This window comes from Pseudomonas sp. GW821-FHT03E01, from assembly GCF_059420765.1.
This window is the reverse complement of record NZ_JBWKUI010000011.1, coordinates 19,981-38,513: the sequence shown is the minus strand read 5'-3', so window position 1 is coordinate 38,513 and position 18,533 is coordinate 19,981. Positions and strand designations below refer to the sequence as shown.

Annotated in this window: 17 protein-coding genes; 10 read left to right on the top strand and 7 right to left on the bottom strand. The window is 60.3% G+C overall.

The annotated features are described in order from the left end of the window. Both AC07VO_RS19020 and AC07VO_RS19015 read left to right on the top strand, forming a co-directional pair. A complete protein-coding gene (locus tag AC07VO_RS19020; protein ID WP_018929910.1) occupies positions 1-2,160 on the top strand; it encodes a type I secretion system permease/ATPase in 2,160 nt (719 codons plus the stop codon). A gap of 188 nt (positions 2,161-2,348) precedes the next feature. Then, positions 2,349-3,713 (top strand): HlyD family type I secretion periplasmic adaptor subunit, encoded by a 1,365-nt coding sequence (locus AC07VO_RS19015; protein ID WP_086946386.1) that lies wholly within the window; start codon positions 2,349-2,351, stop codon positions 3,711-3,713. Positions 3,714-3,865: 152 nt separating this feature from the next. Here the strand turns inward: AC07VO_RS19015 and AC07VO_RS19010 are convergent, their stop codons facing one another. After that, complete coding sequence (locus AC07VO_RS19010; protein ID WP_086946388.1) at positions 3,866-4,459, bottom strand: tRNA-uridine aminocarboxypropyltransferase; 594 nt, start codon at positions 4,457-4,459, stop codon at positions 3,866-3,868. A gap of 4 nt (positions 4,460-4,463) precedes the next feature. Next, positions 4,464-5,357, bottom strand: coding sequence for a LysR family transcriptional regulator (locus tag AC07VO_RS19005; RefSeq protein WP_007938472.1), 894 nt, complete (start codon positions 5,355-5,357; stop codon positions 4,464-4,466). A gap of 357 nt (positions 5,358-5,714) precedes the next feature. Between AC07VO_RS19005 and speB the strand changes: the two genes are divergently transcribed. The 5 genes from speB to AC07VO_RS18980 all read left to right on the top strand — a co-directional run bounded on the left by speB (position 5,715) and on the right by AC07VO_RS18980 (position 10,769). Continuing rightward, the gene (gene speB, locus AC07VO_RS19000; RefSeq protein WP_019648049.1) at positions 5,715-6,665 is read left to right on the top strand and encodes an agmatinase; all 951 of its coding nucleotides are present in this window, start codon (positions 5,715-5,717) and stop codon (positions 6,663-6,665) included. A 9-nt stretch (positions 6,666-6,674) separates the two neighbouring features. Next, on the top strand, positions 6,675-7,097 hold the full coding sequence (locus tag AC07VO_RS18995; RefSeq protein WP_018929906.1) for a YybH family protein: 423 nt from the start codon (positions 6,675-6,677) through the stop codon (positions 7,095-7,097). Between the two features lie 54 nt (positions 7,098-7,151). Next, on the top strand, positions 7,152-8,663 hold the full coding sequence (locus AC07VO_RS18990; RefSeq protein WP_064619606.1) for a purine-cytosine permease family protein: 1,512 nt from the start codon (positions 7,152-7,154) through the stop codon (positions 8,661-8,663). A 227-nt stretch (positions 8,664-8,890) separates the two neighbouring features. Continuing rightward, positions 8,891-10,270 carry a sodium:solute symporter family protein gene (locus AC07VO_RS18985; protein WP_018929904.1) on the top strand — a complete coding sequence of 460 codons (1,380 nt, stop codon included), beginning with the start codon at positions 8,891-8,893 and terminating at the stop codon, positions 10,268-10,270. A 247-nt stretch (positions 10,271-10,517) separates the two neighbouring features. Beyond that, the gene (locus tag AC07VO_RS18980; RefSeq protein WP_026345692.1) at positions 10,518-10,769 is read left to right on the top strand and encodes a phosphopantetheine-containing protein; all 252 of its coding nucleotides are present in this window, start codon (positions 10,518-10,520) and stop codon (positions 10,767-10,769) included. 186 nt (positions 10,770-10,955) lie between these two features. Here AC07VO_RS18980 and AC07VO_RS18975 read toward each other — a convergent pair whose 3' ends face one another. Both AC07VO_RS18975 and ptrR read right to left on the bottom strand, forming a co-directional pair. Further along, entirely contained in the window at positions 10,956-11,084 is a 129-nt protein-coding gene (locus AC07VO_RS18975; RefSeq protein WP_007914492.1) for a PA1414 family protein, read from the bottom strand. Positions 11,085-11,224: 140 nt separating this feature from the next. After that, the gene (gene ptrR, locus AC07VO_RS18970) at positions 11,225-12,118 is read right to left on the bottom strand and encodes a putrescine utilization regulator PtrR (protein ID WP_086946450.1); all 894 of its coding nucleotides are present in this window, start codon (positions 12,116-12,118) and stop codon (positions 11,225-11,227) included. A 104-nt stretch (positions 12,119-12,222) separates the two neighbouring features. Here ptrR and AC07VO_RS18965 point away from each other — a divergent pair, with 104 nt between their 5' ends. Continuing rightward, complete coding sequence (locus AC07VO_RS18965) at positions 12,223-13,413, top strand: MFS transporter (protein WP_086946451.1); 1,191 nt, start codon at positions 12,223-12,225, stop codon at positions 13,411-13,413. Here AC07VO_RS18965 and AC07VO_RS18960 read toward each other — a convergent pair. The 3 genes from AC07VO_RS18960 to AC07VO_RS18950 all read right to left on the bottom strand — a co-directional run bounded on the left by AC07VO_RS18960 (position 13,349) and on the right by AC07VO_RS18950 (position 17,063). After that, on the bottom strand, positions 13,349-14,281 hold the full coding sequence (locus AC07VO_RS18960) for a DMT family transporter (protein WP_064619614.1): 933 nt from the start codon (positions 14,279-14,281) through the stop codon (positions 13,349-13,351). The genes AC07VO_RS18965 and AC07VO_RS18960 overlap by 65 nt on opposite strands. 165 nt (positions 14,282-14,446) lie before the next feature. Further along, the gene (locus tag AC07VO_RS18955) at positions 14,447-15,892 is read right to left on the bottom strand and encodes an NCS1 family nucleobase:cation symporter-1 (protein WP_086946452.1); all 1,446 of its coding nucleotides are present in this window, start codon (positions 15,890-15,892) and stop codon (positions 14,447-14,449) included. 334 nt (positions 15,893-16,226) lie between these two features. After that, a complete protein-coding gene (locus AC07VO_RS18950; protein WP_007942143.1) occupies positions 16,227-17,063 on the bottom strand; it encodes a CvfB family protein in 837 nt (278 codons plus the stop codon). Between the two features lie 351 nt (positions 17,064-17,414). Between AC07VO_RS18950 and AC07VO_RS18945 the strand changes: the two genes are divergently transcribed. Together AC07VO_RS18945 and AC07VO_RS18940 are read left to right on the top strand one after the other, a co-directional pair. Next, positions 17,415-17,603 (top strand): PFL_1563 family small protein, encoded by a 189-nt coding sequence (locus tag AC07VO_RS18945; RefSeq protein ID WP_017337097.1) that lies wholly within the window; start codon positions 17,415-17,417, stop codon positions 17,601-17,603. A gap of 209 nt (positions 17,604-17,812) precedes the next feature. Beyond that, positions 17,813-18,529 (top strand): TorF family putative porin, encoded by a 717-nt coding sequence (locus tag AC07VO_RS18940; RefSeq protein ID WP_086946453.1) that lies wholly within the window; start codon positions 17,813-17,815, stop codon positions 18,527-18,529. The last annotated feature ends 4 nt before the right edge of the window (positions 18,530-18,533 follow it).

Genomic DNA, 18,533 nt, shown 5'->3' with positions numbered 1-18,533 from the left:
GTGACCAGCATGGAAACCGGCAACACGGGTGTCGATCCGCGTCTTAGTTTCGATGATCCGCTTCTGGACGGCCTGTTGATTCTCTGCAAACTCCACGGCGCGACGGTCAGTCGTGCCAGCCTGAGTGCCGGGCTGCCAATGGCACACCAACGCTTGAGCCTGGACCTGCTGCCCCGCGCAGCGGCCCGGGCCAGTTTGCAGGCGCGGGTGCTGCGCCGTGAACTGGCGGATATTTCTGCGCTCAACCTGCCGGTGATGCTGATCCTCAACCATGGCCGCTGCGCGGTCTTGCGCCGTTGGGGCGACGATGGTCAGGCGCTGATTCTGCCCAGCGAAGCCGACGGCGGAGAACAGTGGGTCAGCACGGACGAGCTGGCCGCCAACTACAGCGGCCAGGCCTTGTTCGCCCGGCCACGGCATGAACTCGAAGACTTGCGCGCGCCGCTGGTGCCGCGGGTCGAGGCGTGGTTTCGCGACACGCTGAAGCTGTCGAAATGGCTGTACAGCGATGCGATTCTGGCAAGTTTCCTGATCAACCTGCTGGGCCTGATGGTGCCGCTGTTCGTAATGCAGACCTACGACCGGGTGGTGCCGAACCAGGCCACTTCAACCTTGTGGGTGCTGTCGATCGGCCTGCTGATCGGCACCGGTTTTGAGTTGGTGCTGCGGGTGGTTCGTGCGCACTTGCTGGACACTGCCGGGAAGAAAACCGACGTGATTCTTTCAGCGACCCTGTTCGAACGCATCACCGGCATGGCGATGAAAGCGCGACCCGCAACCATCGGTGGTTTCGCCCAGAGCATTCATGACTTCCAGGGCCTGCGGGAGTTTCTCACCGCCGTCACGCTGACCAGCCTGATCGACATGCCCTTCGCTGTGCTGATGCTGGTGGTGATCGGCCTGCTCGGCGGCTGGCTGGTGGTGATTCCACTGCTGGCCTTCCCCATCACGATCCTCTTCGCCATGGTGATTCAGGCGCGCCTGCGCGACACCGTGCAGAAGAGTCTGAGCCTCGGTGCCGAACGCCAGGCCCTGCTGATCGAAACCCTCGGCGGCCTGGAAACCCTCAAGGCCTGCAGCGCTGAAAGCGAGCGCCAGCACAAATGGGAAAGCACCCACGGCGCCCTCACCCGCCTCGACAGCCATGCGCGCAACCTCTCCGCGCTGGCCACCAACGGCACGCTGTTCATTCAGCAGTTCTCCGGCATGGCGACCATCGTCGCCGGGGTCTATAGCATCATCGCCGGCAACCTCAGCGTCGGTGCGCTGGTGGCAAGCTATATGCTCGGCAGCCGCGTGCTCGCGCCGCTGGGGCAGATCGCCGGGTTGATTACCCGTTACCAGCAAGCGCAACTGACCATGAAAAGCACCGATTCGCTGATGTCGTTGCCGCAAGAGCGCGACGCCAGGCAGCGGCCACTGGAGCGCACGCAACTGCAAGGCGCCCTGGACGTCTGCGGCGTAACGTTCCACTACAACGGCCAGAACGCGCCGGCCCTGGCCAACGTCAGCTTCAGCATGAAACCGGGCGAGCGGATCGGCATCATCGGCCGTAGCGGCTCGGGCAAAAGCACCTTGGCGCGGCTGGTGATGGGTTTCTACGCGCCGGAAGAAGGCCAGTTGCTGCTCGATGGCCTGGACCTGCGGCAACTGGACGTCGCCGACCTGCGTCAACAGATCGGCTACGTCGCCCACGACCTGCCCTTGTTGGCCGGCAGCCTGCGCGACAACCTGACCCTCGGCGCCCGTTATGTCAGCGATGCCCGGATGCTTGAAGTCGCTGAGCTGACCGGCGTGACTGAACTGGCGCGTCAGCATCCACAAGGGTTTGATCGGCCAGTGGGCGAGCGCGGTCAATTGCTGTCGGGTGGGCAACGGCAAGCGGTGTTGCTGGCGCGGGCCTTGTTGCTTGATCCGCCAATCATGCTGCTCGACGAACCGACCAGCGCCATGGACAACAGCAGCGAAGACCTTCTGCGGCAGAAACTCCACGGCTGGGTCCAGGGCAAAACCGTGCTGCTGGTGACCCACCGCTCCTCGATGCTCAGCCTGGTGGATCGGCTGGTGGTGCTGGACAACGGGCGGATCGTCGCCGACGGCCCGAAAGAAGCGGTGATCGATGCATTGCGCAAGGGCCGCGTCGGCTCTGCAACGGTTTAGGAGCGCCCACTCGATGCCAATACATACCTGTGGCGAGGGAGCTTGCTCCCGCTGGGTTGCGCAGCAGCCCCATTCACCTCGTTGTGTCAGCTGGACTTTTGCGACGGCTTCGCCGCCGAACGGGAGCAAGCTCCCTCGCCACAGTTTTTTGTTCGGCATTACTTCTCTTAACTGACGGGTATCGTCCCATGTCTGCTCAAACACCGGATTCAGCGGCCCGAAGCTACTTCGGCAGTTTCAGCAAAAGTGCCGAGAGCGAGTTCATGCCGGAAACCGCCGGCGCCTCGTTGCAGGATTCACCGCGCTGGTCGCGGATCACCGTGTGGCTGGCGGCGGCGCTGCTGATCAGCGCGCTGGTCTGGGCCAAATTCGCCGTGTTGCAGGAAGTCACCATGGGCGAAGGCAAGGCGATTCCGTCGAGCAAGATACAGGTGATCCAGAACCTGGAAGGCGGCATCGTCACCGAGATTTTCGTTCGCGAAGGGCAAATGGTGAACAAGGGCGACACCTTGCTGCGCCTGGATGACACGCGATTCCTGTCGAACAAGGGCGAAAGCGAAGCGGACCGCTATGCCTTGATCGCGCAGGTCGAACGATTGTCTGCCGAAGCGGAAAGCCGGCCGTTCAAGCTGTCCCCGGAAGTCATCGCCAAGGCGCCGCAAGTGGCCGAGGACGAACGCTCGCTGTATGAACAACGCCAGCGCCGACTGGCCAGCGAACAACGCACGCTGACTGAACAACTTCGGCAAAAAACCCAGGAGCTGGCGGAGTTCCGTTCCAAACAGGGGCAGTTCAGTTCCAGCCTGGCGCTGCTGCAACAAGAGATGAACATGTCGGCGCCGCTGGTGGGCACCGGGGCGGTGTCGCCGGTGGAAATCCTGCGGCTCAAACGCAGCGCGGTGGAAATCCGCGGCTCGCTGAACGCCACGACCCTGGCGATTCCCCGGGCGGAATCAGCGATCAATGAGATCAAAAGCAAGATCGACGAGTCCGAACAATCCTTCCGCTCGGACGCGGCGAAAGAGCTGAATGAGAAACGCACCGACCTGTCGAAAATCACCGCCACGAGCATTGCCATCGACGACCGGGTGACACGCACCACGGTGGTGTCGCCGGTTCACGGCATCATCAAAGTGCTGAAGGTCAATACCATCGGCGGCGTGGTCCAGCCGGGCAGCGACATGGTGGAAATCGTGCCCGTGGAGGACAACCTGCTGATCGAAGCCAAGGTCCGCCCTCAAGACGTGGCGTTCCTGCACCCGGGCCAGAAAGCCATGGTCAAGTTCAGCGCTTATGACTACACGATTTATGGGGGGTTGAGTGCCAGGCTTGAGTTGATCGGGGCGGACACCATCACCGATGACAAGGGCAACAGTTTCTATCTGATTCAGGTCAGGACCGACAAGAATCACCTGGGCGGGGACGTGAAACCGCTACTGATCATTCCGGGGATGGTGGCGACGGTGGACATTATTACCGGGGAGAAAAGCGTGCTGGATTACCTGCTTAAACCGGTGTTGAAGGCACGGACCGAGGCGATGCGCGAACGCTAAGTCTCACGCTGTCCCTGTGGCGAGGGAGCTTGCTCCCGCTGGAGTGCGAAGCGCTCCCAAAACCTGTCAGCATGATTTCCCTGACACACAGGCTGAATGGTTTTGGGGCTGCTGCGCAGCCCAGCGGGAGCAAGCTCCCTCGCCACAAGTCATCACCGGCCGTGATTCTTCTGATAGGTCTCCTCCCCCATCGCCGCAATCTGCCCCTCGATCAACGCCTCGAACGGTTTCAATAACGGTTCGAAAGTGGTCGGCGCTTCAAGGGTCTGCAACGCCTGCACAATCGCCTCCACCGTCGACAACGCCCCAGGCCCAGGTGCCTTGCGCAAGCGATAACGCGACACCCCGCCCTCGGCCAATGTCACTCTCGGCAACGCCGCCAGCAACGGATTGAGGTGCAGCATCTTGCGCGCCTTGCGCCAGGTACCGTCCGGAACCACCAGCAGCAGCGGCTTATCACTCGCGGTGTACGCCTGCATCGGCTGCGCATCTTCACCGGGAAACAACAGCCGCGCCTGATAGCCCGGTTGATTCAACAACGCCGGCAAATCCTCGAACACCTCGCCCACGATCAACTCGGCATTCTTGAGTCCCAACGCAGCCAATCGTGCGGTGTTCAATGCATGGTTCACTTCACTCGGATGCTGCAACAGCAACACCCGCGTGCGGCTATCCAGGCTTGGGATCAGTGGGCACAGACAATGGGTTTGCGGACGCAGGCAGCGCGGGCACTGGATTCTGGACATTTTCTTAAGCCTGATTGAGCTGTGCTTTGAGCAAATCACGGAAGGTCTGGATCAGCGGTTCGCGGCTACGGCCACGGCGCACGATCATCGAGAATGGCGCCTGATAACCGAACGTCGCCGGCAGCAGCACGCGCAAATCCCCCTTGTCGGCCCAGGCCTGGGCGTAGTGCTCCGGCAGGTAACCGATGTAGGCGCCGGACAGCACCAGAATCAGCTGGGCCTCCATACTTTCCACGGTCGCCGCGCTGTGCTTGAAACCATGACGCGCCAGTTCGGCCTGGCTCCAATAGCCGCGACCGACCATGCGTTGTTGGGTGATGACCTGTTCGGGGATGCGCCGCTCGTTGAACAGCGGATGACGGCTGCTGCAATACAGCCAGTGCTGTTCGCGGTAGAGCGGCATGTAGACCAGACCGCTCATGCGCGTGGAAAAGGCACCGATGGCCAGGTCGAGGCGGTTGTCCTGCACGCCGAGTTGCAGTTCGTAGGGGCTCATGACCGAGAGATGCAAGTGCACCGCCGGGTGTTCCTGGCTGTAGGCGCCGATGGCTTCGGCGAACGGCAAGGCCTTGTCGCTGACGGTGGAATCGATCACCCCCAGGTTCAACGTGCCGCGCAATTCGCCTTTGAGGGCGGCGGCGTATTGTTCGAAACCTTCGAGTTCGGCCAACAGACGCAGGGTTTCCTGATGGAACAGCTCGCCCTTGCTGGTCAGGCTGAAACCGCCGCGACCACGATGGCAGAGCACCAGGCCGAGGGCCGCTTCGAGCTGGCTCATATAAGTGCTGATGGCCGACGTCGAGAGATTGAGCTCGTGCTGGGCGTTGGCGAACCCCTGATGGCGGACCACGCTGACGAAGATGCGCAATAGTTTCAGGTCGGGTAAAGCGTTGGCCATGGGGGGGCTCCATTGCAAGGTAGTGCATGTTGCTTTTGTGGCGAGGGGGCTTGCTCCCGCTCGGCTGCGAAGCAGTCGTAAACCCGACTCATGCGGTCTGCCCGATGCAACCGGGCTTAATGGTTTTGGGGCCGCTTCGCAGCCCAGCGGGAGCAAGCTCCCTCGCCACAAGGGTTCGGTGCATGGTGGGGAGTCTATCTTCCCGCCCGCCATTAGTTTAGAAAAATCTGAACTAAGTATTTGCCCGTAGCGATTCTTCCCGGCCACTGCATTTCGCAGAATCGGCCCACAGCGGTGCCCGTCTCTCCCCGAGCGGCTTACCTGCATAAATAAAACAACGACGATGAGGCCTTACCCGTGGACAAGATTCTTCACCAACCACTGGGCGGCAATGAAATGCCGCGCTTCGGCGGCATCGCCACCATGCTGCGACTCCCCCATTTGCCATCCGCTGCCGGCCTGGACGCTGCCTTTATCGGCATCCCGCTGGACATCGGCACGTCCCTGCGCCCCGGCACCCGTTTCGGGCCGCGTGAAATCCGCGCTGAATCGGTAATGATCCGTCCGTACAACATGGCCACCGGCGCTGCGCCGTTCGACTCGCTGTCGGTTGCCGACATCGGTGACGTGGCGATCAACACCTTCAACCTGCTGGACGCCGTGCGGATCATCGAAGAGGCCTACGACAATATCCTCGAACACGATGTGATCCCCCTGACGCTGGGCGGCGACCACACCATCACCCTGCCGATCCTGCGTGCCATCCATAAAAAGCACGGCAAGGTCGGCCTGGTGCACATCGACGCTCACGCGGACGTGAACGATCACATGTTCGGCGAGAAAATCGCCCACGGCACCACCTTCCGTCGCGCGGTAGAAGAAGGTCTTCTGGATTGCGACCGTGTAGTGCAAATTGGCCTGCGGGCTCAGGGCTACACCGCTGATGACTTCAACTGGAGCCGCAATCAAGGCTTCCGTGTGGTTCAGGCTGAAGAATGCTGGCACAAATCCCTGGCGCCGCTGATGGCCGAAGTTCGCGCGAAAGTCGGCGACGGTCCGGTGTACCTGAGTTTCGATATCGACGGCATCGATCCGGCCTGGGCACCTGGCACCGGCACCCCGGAAATCGGCGGTCTGACGACCATTCAGGCGATTGAAATCGTGCGCGGCTGCCAAGGCCTCGACCTGGTTGGCTGCGATTTGGTAGAAGTCTCGCCAGCGTACGACACCACCGGCAACACCTCGCTGCTGGGCGCCAACCTTTTGTACGAAATGCTCTGCGTACTGCCAGGCGTGGTCCATCGCTGAGGATCGGTCATGAACGAACGTGATCAGGTACTCAATGCCGCCGCCGAACTGGTGTCGGCCTTTGCCCGAAACGATCGCGAAGCCTACTTCGGCGCATTCAGCATCGACGCCAGCTTCGTGTTCTACACCCTCGAGCAGCCCCTGCTGTCGCGCGATGCCTACCAGGCGTTGTGGGACAGCTGGCGTGCCGAGGACGGCTTCGAGGTGCTGTCGTGCACCTCGAGCAACGCCTTCGTCAGCCTGCAGGGTGACGTGGCGATTTTCATCCATGACGTAGCCACCGAGCTGCGCATGCAAGGGGAGCAACACTTCAGCCAGGAACGCGAGACGATTGTTTTCAAGAAACAGGCGTCTGGCCAAGAACAACAAGGCCTATGGCTGGCCTGCCACGAACATTTGTCCGCAATGCCGGAAGGGCTGCCACCCCCTTAGCCAAACAGGTGACGCTCACGCACGATGAGCGCGCCTTTATGATCGGAGCAGATCATGAATAACAACAACAAAGACCAAAGCCTTACGCAAATTGAAACCTACGGGGTCGAGCAGATCCCGGACAACGAACGCACCGCAGGCCCGACGGACTTGTTCCGGATGATCTTCGGCGGTTCCAACACCTTCGCCACCGCCGTGCTCGGCAGTTTCCCGGTACTGTTCGGCCTGTCTTTTCAGGCGGGCGTCTGGGCGATTGTGCTGGGCGTGTTGCTGGGCTCGCTGATCCTCGCGCCGATGGGCCTGTTCGGTCCACTCAATGGCACCAACAACGCCGTGTCGTCCGGTGCGCACTTCGGCGTGCACGGGCGGATCGTCGGTTCGTTCCTGTCGCTGTTGACCGCTATCGCCTTCTTCTCGCTCTCGGTATGGAGTTCGGGTGATGCGTTGATCGGTGGTGCGAAACGCCTGATCGGCCTGCCGGAAACCGACCTGACCCTGGGCCTGGCCTACGGTCTGTTCGCGATCCTGGTGCTGACGGTGTGCATCTACGGCTTCCGCTTCCTGCTGTGGGTCAACAAGATCGCCGTGTGGAGCGCCAGCCTGCTGTTTCTGCTGGGCGTCTTCGCCTTCGCCGGTCCTTTCGATGTGAACTACGCCGGCAGCGTCAGCCTCGGTCAACCGGGTTTCTGGGCGGCTTTCATCGGCGCTGCGCTGGTGGCGATGAGTAACCCGATTTCCTTCGGGGCGTTCCTCGGCGACTGGTCGCGCTACATCCCGCGTGACACCTCCAAGCGCCGGATCATGGCTGCCGTGGTGATCTCGCAGATCGCGACCTTCATCCCGTTCCTGTTCGGCCTGGCCACCGCCACCATCGTAGCGATCAAGGCACCGGACTACATCGCGGCCAACAACTACGTCGGCGGCCTGCTGGCGGTATCGCCGAGCTGGTTCTTCCTGCCGGTGTGCCTGATTGCGGTGATTGGCGGCATGTCCACCGGCACCACGTCGCTGTATGGCACCGGGCTGGACATGTCCAGTGTGTTTCCACGGGTCCTGTCGCGGGTTAAAGCGACGCTGCTGATCGGCGTGATGTCGATTGCCTTCATCTTCATCGGGCGCTTTGCAGCGAACCTGGTGCAGAGCGTGTCGACCTTCGCCGTGCTGATCATCACCTGCACCACCCCATGGATGGTGATCATGATCATCGGCCTGCTGGTGCGTCGCGGCTTTTACTGCCCGGATGACCTGCAAGTGTTCACCCGTGGCGAAAAAGGTGGCCGCTACTGGTTCACCCACGGCTGGAACTGGCGTGGTCTGGGCGCCTGGATCCCGAGTGCCGCGGTCGGTTTGTGCTTCGTGAACCTGCCGGGGCAGTTTGTCGGGCCGCTCGGCAATCTGGCCGGCGGGATCGACATCAGCCTGCCGGTAACCCTCGGCCTGGCTTCGCTGGTGTACCTGACGCTGCTGAGCCTGTTCCCGGAATCGGCCACGGTGTTCGGCCCCAACGATGCACGCAGCAAGGGCACGGATTCGCTCGGTAAACCGGCGATGCGACAAGCCGCCTGATTCAACACGGTGGTCAACAGAACTTCCGTGGCGAGGGAGCTTGCTCCCGCTCGACTGCGCAGCAGTCGCAAAACAGGTTAATGGCGTTCTCCAGAAGAAACCTGGTTGCAGGATTTGGGGATGCTTCGCAGCCCAGCGGGAGCAAGCTCCCTCGCCACAAAAAGCGGTCTCATGGCCATATTGCTATTCAGCCTCACCATAAAAAAGACAATCGGAGACACGCCATCATGGCTTTGGATTTATTCGTCGTACTCATCTACGCCGCCGCGATGCTGATGCTCGGCTATTACGGCATGCGCAAGGCCAAGACCAACGAAGACTTTTTGGTCGCCGGTCGCAACCTCGGCCCGAGCATGTACATGGGCACCATGGCCGCCACCGTTCTGGGCGGCGCGTCCACCGTCGGCACCGTGCGCCTGGGCTACGTCCATGGCATCTCCGGTTTCTGGCTGTGCGCGGCACTCGGCTGCGGGATCGTGGCGCTGAACCTGTTCCTCGCCAAACCGCTGCTGAAACTGAAAATCTACACCGTTACCCAAGTGCTGGAAAAACGCTACAACCCGATGGCCCGCTCCGCGAGCGCGGTGATCATGCTGGCGTATGCGCTGATGATCGGCGTAGTTTCGATCCTGGCAATCGGCACCGTGCTGCAAGTGCTGTTCGGCCTGCCGTTCTGGGTCTCGGTATTGCTCGGCGGTGGCGTGGTGGTGATCTACTCGGCCATCGGCGGCATGTGGTCCCTGACCTTGACCGACATCGTCCAGTTCGTGATCAAGACCGTGGGCCTGATGTTCATCCTGTTGCCGATCTGCCTGTACCGCGTTGGCGGCTGGGATGAATTGGTGTTGAAACTGCCGGCCACTGCCTTCAGCTTCACCACGATTGGCTGGGACACCATCATCACCTACTTCATGATCTACTTCTTCGGGATCCTGATCGGCCAAGACATCTGGCAGCGTGTGTTCACCGTCAAGAGCGCCAAAGTGGCTCAGGTCGCCGGTACCTTCGCAGGCTTCTACTGCATCCTTTACGGCCTGGCCTGCGCCCTGATCGGCATGGCCGCTCACGTGCTGATCCCGGACCTGGACAACGTCAACAACGCTTTCGCCGCCATCGTCAAACTGTCCCTGCCGGACGGTATCCGCGGTCTGGTGATCGCCGCGGCCCTGGCGGCCATGATGTCCACCGCCAGCGCCGGCCTGCTCGCCGCTGCCACCACACTGACCGAAGACCTGCTGCCGAAACTGCGTGGAGGCAAACAGTCGAGCCTGGGCATGAACCGCCTGTTCACTCTGTTGACCGGCATCGTCGTACTCGGCATCGCTCTGGTCGTACATGACGTGATCAGCGCGCTGACCCTGGCTTACAACCTGTTGGTGGGCGGCATGCTGATCCCGCTGATCGGCGCGATCTTCTGGAAACGCGCAAACACCGCCGGCGCCATCGCCAGCATGGGCCTGGGCTTTGCCACTGCGCTGCTGTTCATGATCAAGGACGGTATGGACGCCAATACTCCGATCTACTACAGCCTCGGCGTGGGCCTGGTGAGTTTCGTGGTGGTCAGCCTTCTGTCCCGTCGCCCGGCCGTAGTGGCGAGCGCTGCCTAAGACTTCTATAACGACCTGATGCTTTCTTCGGCGGGTGTGGCGTCGGTTGCCACACCCGTTTTTTTTCGCCTGAAGGAATTTGCCCATGAAGATCGTCAGCCGCGATCAGTGGTTCAAGATCGAACGCATTTCGGTAGCCTTCCGGAGAGTATCTGCGCTCGATGATTGACGAGTGGCAGCGCCGACACGCCTGAAGCCTGCTGTACTCAGCGTCAGGGACCTCATAACGTTCTCGAAGAAGGACCTCATGACAAGAGCCGCCGTTCGTGCCGCCGTGCATCGTCGCATCCGCCGCCTGCTGGAAAACCAGGATGACTTCGACGACAACACCAACCTGATGCAGTTGGGCTTGGACAAAGAGGATATTGAAGAGCTGATCTTCCGCCTGGAGGATCAGTTGGGGTTGACGGCGTTTACCGCCGAAGAAGACCGGATTCTCAAGACTGCCAGGACGGCGAATGACTTGACCCGGTTTTTGATTGAGATTGGGCGGTATTGAAACGGATTGCTAAATACATCCGATGGGCCGAACGAACCTCTGTGGCGAGGGAGCTTGCTCCCGCTCGATTGCGCAGCAATCGCAAGCTGCACTCGCGCTCAAGCTGACCCACCTGAGTGGCGATGAATGGGGCCGCTGCGCGCCCCAGCGGGAGCAAGCTCCCTCGCCACAGGTGATTTGCCAGACTTACCGACGGCGCTGCTGGCGGCGACGTTGTTCGTCATCAGTGCGAATTGGCACCGGTTGCAGAGGCGGTTCAATCAAACCGAGTGCGACACCCAGGTCATGCAGCCAGTTTTGGATTTTCTCTTTCATGATGCCCCCCTTCAGGGTCGTGCCGAGCGGCCGAAGTTCTGTAGCCCCTTCGCACTGATAATAGTCCGAAGTCCTACGCAATGCTCGCTCAAGATCGCAATGATCTGTTACTGAATTGATCCAAATCCTTGGACGTTAGTTCAAGAAATTGACTGGGCCTGGACCATGGTCGACGGATACACCGCCTGCTGCTGCTCGATCCATGCATTCAGGTTGGCCCCGACCATGCCTTTGCGCCACATCAGCCAGGTGGTCGCGCTGGCAAACGGCTCGGCCAACGGGTGCACCGCCACGCTTTCACGCCCCGGCAGACTGGCGAGCATCGACTCCGACATCAGCGCCACGCCAGAGCCGGCAATCACGCAGGCCAGCATTCCCGGATAAGACTCGATCTCCATGGCTCGGCCCATAGCCGCATGGTCATGGGCAAACCAGGCTTCCAGGCGCATCCGGTAGGAGCAGCCCTGGCGAAACGTGAACACCGAACGCCCTTCGACATCCAGCGCACTGCGCACCGGCGGATGATCGGCCTCGCTGATCAACACCAGCCGTTCGTCGCACAACGGCACGCCGTCGAGCCCGGCCAGTTCCAGCGGGCCGTCCACCAGCGCCGCATCGAGGCGCCCGGTGAGCAACCCTTCGAGCAGTTCACCGCTGGGGCCCGACTGCACTTGCAGGTTCACCGCCGGGTAGCGGCGGTGATAACGCGCCAACAGCTCTGGCAAGTGAATCGCGGCGGTGCTGTACATGGTGCCCAGTACGAAATCCCCGGCCGGTTGCCCGCCCTGCACCGCCGCGTGAGCTTCGTCATGCAAGGCGAACAGCTTGGTGGTGTAGTCCAGCAGGACTTTTCCCGCAGGTGATAACTGCAAACGCTGACGCTCGCGTACGAACAATTCGACACCCAGTTGCTCTTCGAGCTGTTTAAGCCGGGTCGACAGGTTGGAGGGCACGCGATGCAGGCGTTCGGCGGCTCGCGTAATGGAGCCCTCTTCCGCCACCGCTTGGAAGATCCGCAATTGGCTGAATTCCACGCCATTCTCCAAATCAGAACAAGTTTCTCACTATTATTCATTTTTAAAGAAAGTCAATCAGTCCTAGCCTGACGGTCATTGATCCTCGAAACGGAACTCAGACCATGTCCCCGCTGATTCGCTTAACCGCCAGCTTTGTCGCCCTGATGATGGCCATGGGCATCGGGCGTTTCGCCCTCACCCCACAACTGCCGCACTTGCTCAGCGAAGGTCAGATCGACCTGACTGCCGCTGGTCTGATTGCTGCCGCCAACTACCTTGGTTACTTCGCCGGCGCGGTGGATGCGATGTTCGCCCGTCGCCCCGATCAGGTTCGCAGGCGCCTGCTCGGCGGTTTGTGGTTGTGTGTATTGCTGACCCTGGCCTCGTTCTGGGCCAACGGGTTCTGGGCGCATCTGGCGCTGCGTTTCGGCACGGGCGTGGCCAGTGCCTGGGTGCTGGTGATGATTACCGCGTTGAGCCAACCGCTGGCAGCGGCGGCCGGTCGTCCGCGACTCGGCGCCTTGGTGTTTGCCGGACCGGGTCTGGGGATTTTTCTGACAGGGTTGTTGGCCTTGGGCTCGAACCTGCTGGGGCAAACGTCCGCGACCTTGTGGTTGGTGTATGCCGCTGTCGGGCTGGTGATGCTGCTGGCGATTCTGCCGTTCCTGCCGCAGCCGGCCGCCACTTCAACGGTGATACCGCTTGCCACCAAGTCGGCCGCCCAAGGCGTCGGACGCTTACCGGTAATCTATGGGTTGTACGGTCTGGGCTACATCATCCCGGCCACTTTCCTCTCACAAATGGCCAGCGCGCAGTTCCATGGGCAATGGCAAGCCGATCTGTTCTGGCCGTGCTTTGGTCTGGCGGCGGCGACCGGGGTCGTGTTGGTGAGCCTGCGTCGGCACTCCCCGAACGCTACTCGAAATTGGCTGATGGCAACGCTGTGGCTACAGGCCGCCGGTGTGTTTGCTTGCCTGTTGGGCAGCGGCGCCGGACTGGCGCTGGGGGTGATCCTGTGTGGCGGGCCATTCCTGGCCTGCATGCAACTGGTGATGCAGCGCTCCCGGGAACTGGCGCCCCACGCCACCCAGCGCAATGCCGGGCTGCTGACCGCGTGCTTCGCCGTGGGTCAGCTCAGCGGGCCGTTGCTAGCCGCGTTGAGCAGCCATTTCAGCGGTGGCTTGCAACCCGCGCTGGTGATCGCCGGCGGCGGTTTTATCATTGCCGCAGGCTTGTTGCTGCGCCCGATCAGGGTTGCCCAAGTGCTTTGCGCAAACGACGGCGCACCCACTGCTCTGCGCTCACAAAAGTGATCCCGAGCAAAACCAGTACCGCGCCGATCACAAAGTTCAGGCTCAGCTCTTCACCCAGCAGCACCACGCCGAACGTGACGCCGAACAACGGCGTCATGAACGAAAACACCGCGAGGTTCGCCGCCAGGTAACGGCGCAGTAGCCAGAACCACGTCAGGTAGCTGAAGAACGACACCACCAATCCCTGAAACAGCACGCTGGCCACCGCCACCGTGGTCAGGCTGACATGGGTGACCTGACCACTGAGGATCGCAATCAGCAGCAGGCCGACGAAGCCGACGATCAGTTGATAAAACAGCGTCAGGGTCACCGGCGCTTCCGACAGGCGCGAGGCGCGCACCACCACGGTGGTCGCGCCCCACGACGCGCCGGCCAGCACACCCAGGGCATCGCCCATCAACATGCGGTGGTCAAGATTGTCCCAGGACACACCACCGGCAAACGCAATGGCAATGCCAATGAACGCCAGAAAAATCCCCAGCCACTGCACCGGTCTTAAACGCTCACTCGGCAGCAACCAATGCACGCCCAACGCGGTAAAGATCGGCGCGGTGTAGAGAAATACCGACATATGCGCCGCCGTAGTCAGTTGCAGACCTTCGGCAATGAAGAAGAACTCCAGGCCAAACAACGCGCCGGCCAGCAAGCCGCCGCGCCAGGTAGTCCCGACCTGATCCCAACCGCCCTTCCAGCAGATCAATAATCCTACAAGCAACGCGGAAATACCCGACCGCCCCGCCGCCTGCATGACCGGCGCGATGTCGGACGCCGCCCATTTGATCATCACCTGTTGCACACCCCAGATCAGGCACAGCCCGACCATCACTTGCAGGGCAAACCCATCGGCGCTACGCCGGGTGGCGCTCACCGGAACACCTCGACAACACAATCCATGGCAGTGACTCGACAGTAAAAGCAAAGCCCCGGCCTTCCTGCTGAACAGAGGGTGCCGGGGCGAAAAATTATGCTGTCGATTATTAACCAGATGGACAGAAAAAGGTGTCTGCAAAAGACCTTTAAATCGCCACGTACGTCATCCAGCGATGACCAGCGCCGCCGATTGCTGTGCCTGCTCGCGCCTGGCCAGTGCGAAGTACAGGACGCCGCCGAGGAAGCAGCCGGTGAACCAGGCGAAGTTGGCCATCGGCTGCAACACCGGGATGAAAGTGATCGCAACGCCCATCAGGGTGGCAGGAATCAACGCCTTGACCGCCGTCCAGTTGATCCCGCCGCTGTAGTAATAACGCCCGCTCGGGCCGTCATTGAACAGCGCATCGACGTCGATCTTCTGTTTTTTGATCAGGTAGTAATCCACCAACAGAATCCCGAACAGCGGGCCGATGAACGCCGCCAGCACATCGAGGGTGTAGTGGATCACTTCGGGGTTGTTGAACAGGTTCCACGGGGTGATGAAGATTGATGCCACGGCGGCGATCATGCCACCCGCACGCCAACTGATTTTGCTTGGGGCGACGTTGGCGAAGTCGAACGCCGGGGACACGAAGTTGGCGACGATGTTGATGCCGATGGTCGCGGTGACAAAGGCAAAGGCGCCGAGCAGCACCGCCACGCTGTTGTCGATGCGCGCCACGGTGGCGATAGGGTCGTGAAGCATTTCACCGAACACCGGCAAGGTGCCGGAAACGATCACCACGGTCACCAGCGAGAACGCCAGAAAGTTTACCGGCAGCCCCCAGAAATTGCCGCGACGCACGTCATTCATGCTGCGGCAGTAGCGACTGAAATCACCGAAGTTCAGGGTCGGACCGGAAAAGTACGACACCACCAATGCCGTTGCCACGATCACCTGGCCGAAGGCTTCCCAGCCAGACAAGGACTTTTCCGCCAGGGTGAAGCTGATATTGCTCCAGCCGGCCTGCCAGACGATCCAGCCGGCGAGCAGGAACATCACGCCGTACACCACGGGGCCGGCCCAGTCGATGAAGCGGCGGATCGACTCCATGCCGGTCCAGAACACCAGCGCCTGGACGAACCACAGGCTGAGGAAACCGAACCAGCCGAGGTAGGACAAACCGGCAAAGTGCGGTTCGGCGTAGGTCGCCATCGAAGGAAAAAACCGCAGCACGACGATGATGAGTGCACTGGACGCCAGGTACGTTTGAATCCCGTACCAGGCCACCGCAATCAGGCCGCGAATAACCGCAGGAATATTCGCCCCGAACACCCCGAACGCCAGTCGGCAGATCACCGGGTAAGGCACCGCGGCTTGCTGACTCGGCCTGGCCACCAGGTTGGCGATCAACTGCACGATGCAAATCCCGCCGAGCAAGGCAATCAACACCTGCCAACTGGCCAGCCCAAGCGCAAACAAGCTGGCGGCGAACACATAGCCGCCGACGCTGTGCACGTCGCTCATCCAGAAGGCAAAGATGTTGTACCAATTCCATGTCTGCGGCAGTGGCCCCAGGTCCTGGTTATACAGGCGCGGGCTGTAGCCATTGGGCAATCGTTCGGTCATCGCGGGGCTCCTCGAAAGTACAGGCGCGGCCCCCGGGATTGATGCAGCAACCACACTGCGTACGGGAGCCGGCATGGTTTGTATACGAGTTGCTACGCAGAATGCGTGCCATATGATCTAAAGGTGTGACAAATCTGGCTTCCAACCCTGTTCAGAGCACAGCTTTCAAGTCGTAGAGGGGGTGATAATGCCCATGAACAGGGCGTCCGCGCCTGCAAACGGTGCAGGGCGTTATGTATACAAAGAGATGGGTGACTGCTACGCAGAAGGCTACCGTAGGCTGGATCCTTTTTTGATCACAACCTGCGGTAGCGCCTACCGGGGCCGGTGCAGGTCAGCTGAGTTCGATACGATCAGCGTGAATGACGATCTGGCCGTTCTTGTACAACGCACCGATGGCCTTTTTGAAGTTGCCCTTGCTGACGCCGAACATACTGCTGATCAGTGTCGGGTCGCTCTTGTCGCTGACTGGCAGGGTGCCGTTGTTGTCGCGCAACTTGGCGAGAATCTTCGAGTTCAGACTGGTGGCAGCGGCTTCGCCCACCGGCTGCAGGCTCAAGCTGATCTTGCCGTCGGCACGGACTTCTTTGATAAAGCCCTTCTCTTCTTTACCGGCGCGCATGAACTTGAAGATTTCGTTCTTGTGGATCAAGCCCCAGTGCTTGTTGTTGATGATTGCCTTGAAGCCCATATCGGTCGCTTCGGCTACCAGCAAATCAACTTCCTGGCCCGGGGTGTAGTTGGCCGGGGTCTTGTCCAGATAACGGTCCAGACGTGCCGTCGCGGTGATGCGCCGGGTGTGTTTGTCGAGGTAGACGTGCACCACGACATACTCGCCGGCAGTCATCTGGCGCTTTTCTTCGGAATACGGCAGCAGCAGATCCTTCGGCAACCCCCAATCCAGGAACACGCCGATGCTGTTGACTTCAACGACTTTCAAACTGGCGAATTCACCGACCTGAACTTTCGGCTTTTCGGTGGTGGCGATAAGTTTGTCATCGCTGTCCAGATAAATAAAAACGTTGAGCCAATCTTCATCTTCGCTGGGAATATCTTTGGGAATATAACGATTAGGCAGAAGGATTTCGCCATCCGCGCCACCGTCCAGATATAAACCGAAGTTAGTGTGTTTAACCACTTGCAAACTGTTGTAACGCCCGACTAAAGCCATGTCCAATACCCTCATTGCGTGGGCGGCATTCTACCCGGTTTTGCGGGCGGCGTTCGGCGGGCCGGCCCGGTGGCGCGAGAAAATCCACGCAAGGCCCTAATTTCCCTGGGTTTGGCGGGCGTGTTTGGCCGCTCGTCAGGCCGTTCGGGTGGTCTGGACGGTGGCCAGCCCATCCGAAAAGCACTATTTCCCCACTGAGGTTTTTAGTTAAAACAGCAGCTTAGGGGACTATTCCAAATAATAACTTGCGATTATTCGCGCACCTGCCGTGTGTATTTCGGGAGGATATTTACCAAGCAATTGTCAAGTATTTCCTGTACGATGCCTGGCCAAGTTAATTTCTACAGGTTAATGGCCGCCATGCGTGTAAAAGCATCCAACAGCAAAGCAAAGCCAGCTCCAGCCGTTGAAACCAGCGAATCGATCAACAATCAGATCGCTGCGTTCCTCAAGTCCGGTGGCGAGATCCAGCAAATTGCCAAAGGCGTCAGCGGCCAGACGTTCGGCCCGTCCAAGCAGATCACGCTGGGCAAAAAGTAATTCCCCCGCTTTAACTGGTCCCAAAGCGCTTTGAGCTTCGAAGCGCTTGGACTGGAACCCTTCAGCAATACCCCATAAAACAAATCAATATTTCAACAATCGACGAACGGCCCTCGATGCCGAACATTCGCCGGTATGCTTGCACGTGTCTGGATCAAGCGTTTCAGCAGGTTTTCACCACCTGCTCCTCGCAGCTCATGGAGTGACGCATGCTCAAGCCCCTTTTTCTCCTGCTCGCCAGCCTGTTGTGGTGTTCCGTCGCCCATGCGCAAGTCTTCCAGCGCGAATTGGGCGATTTCGATCTCAAACTCGCCACCACCCCCAGCCGCAGCATGGCCCAAGGGCTGGTCAAACCCTCGACGACCGGCTCGTTCCACGGTGGCCTCGACCTGAGCCACGACAGCGGCTTCTACGTGGGCCAATGGTCCCCCAGCATGGGGCTTAGTCCTTCGAGCAACCTTGAAGTCGATTCCTACATGGGCTTTAAACAGCCCTTCGATCACTCCCTCGGCTACGAAGTGGGCATGATCCATTACAGCTATCCCAAAGTGGATACCCTCGACAGCCAGGAGTTGTTCGGCGGCCTGACCCTGCTGGGCAGCCGCTTCGGCGCTGCCTTCAGCAACGACCCGGACAAACAGAACAGCACCCTGTTCGCCGACCTAAGTGGCAATCAGCCGTTCGGCATCGGGGTCAGCCTGAAATACACCACTCACCAGCTCAATACGCCGGTATCCGTTGACGGTGGATATGTAGGCAGTTTTACCGACTGGTCGGTGAAATTGTCCCGGCCGTTCATGGGTATCGACCTGGACTTGATCTACAGTGACTCAAGCCTGAGCGGCAGCGATTGCTCCGCCTATTCCGGCCACAATAGCGAATGCGACGGCCTGGTCACTCTCAAGGCTGTACGCGCCTTCTATTAATCGG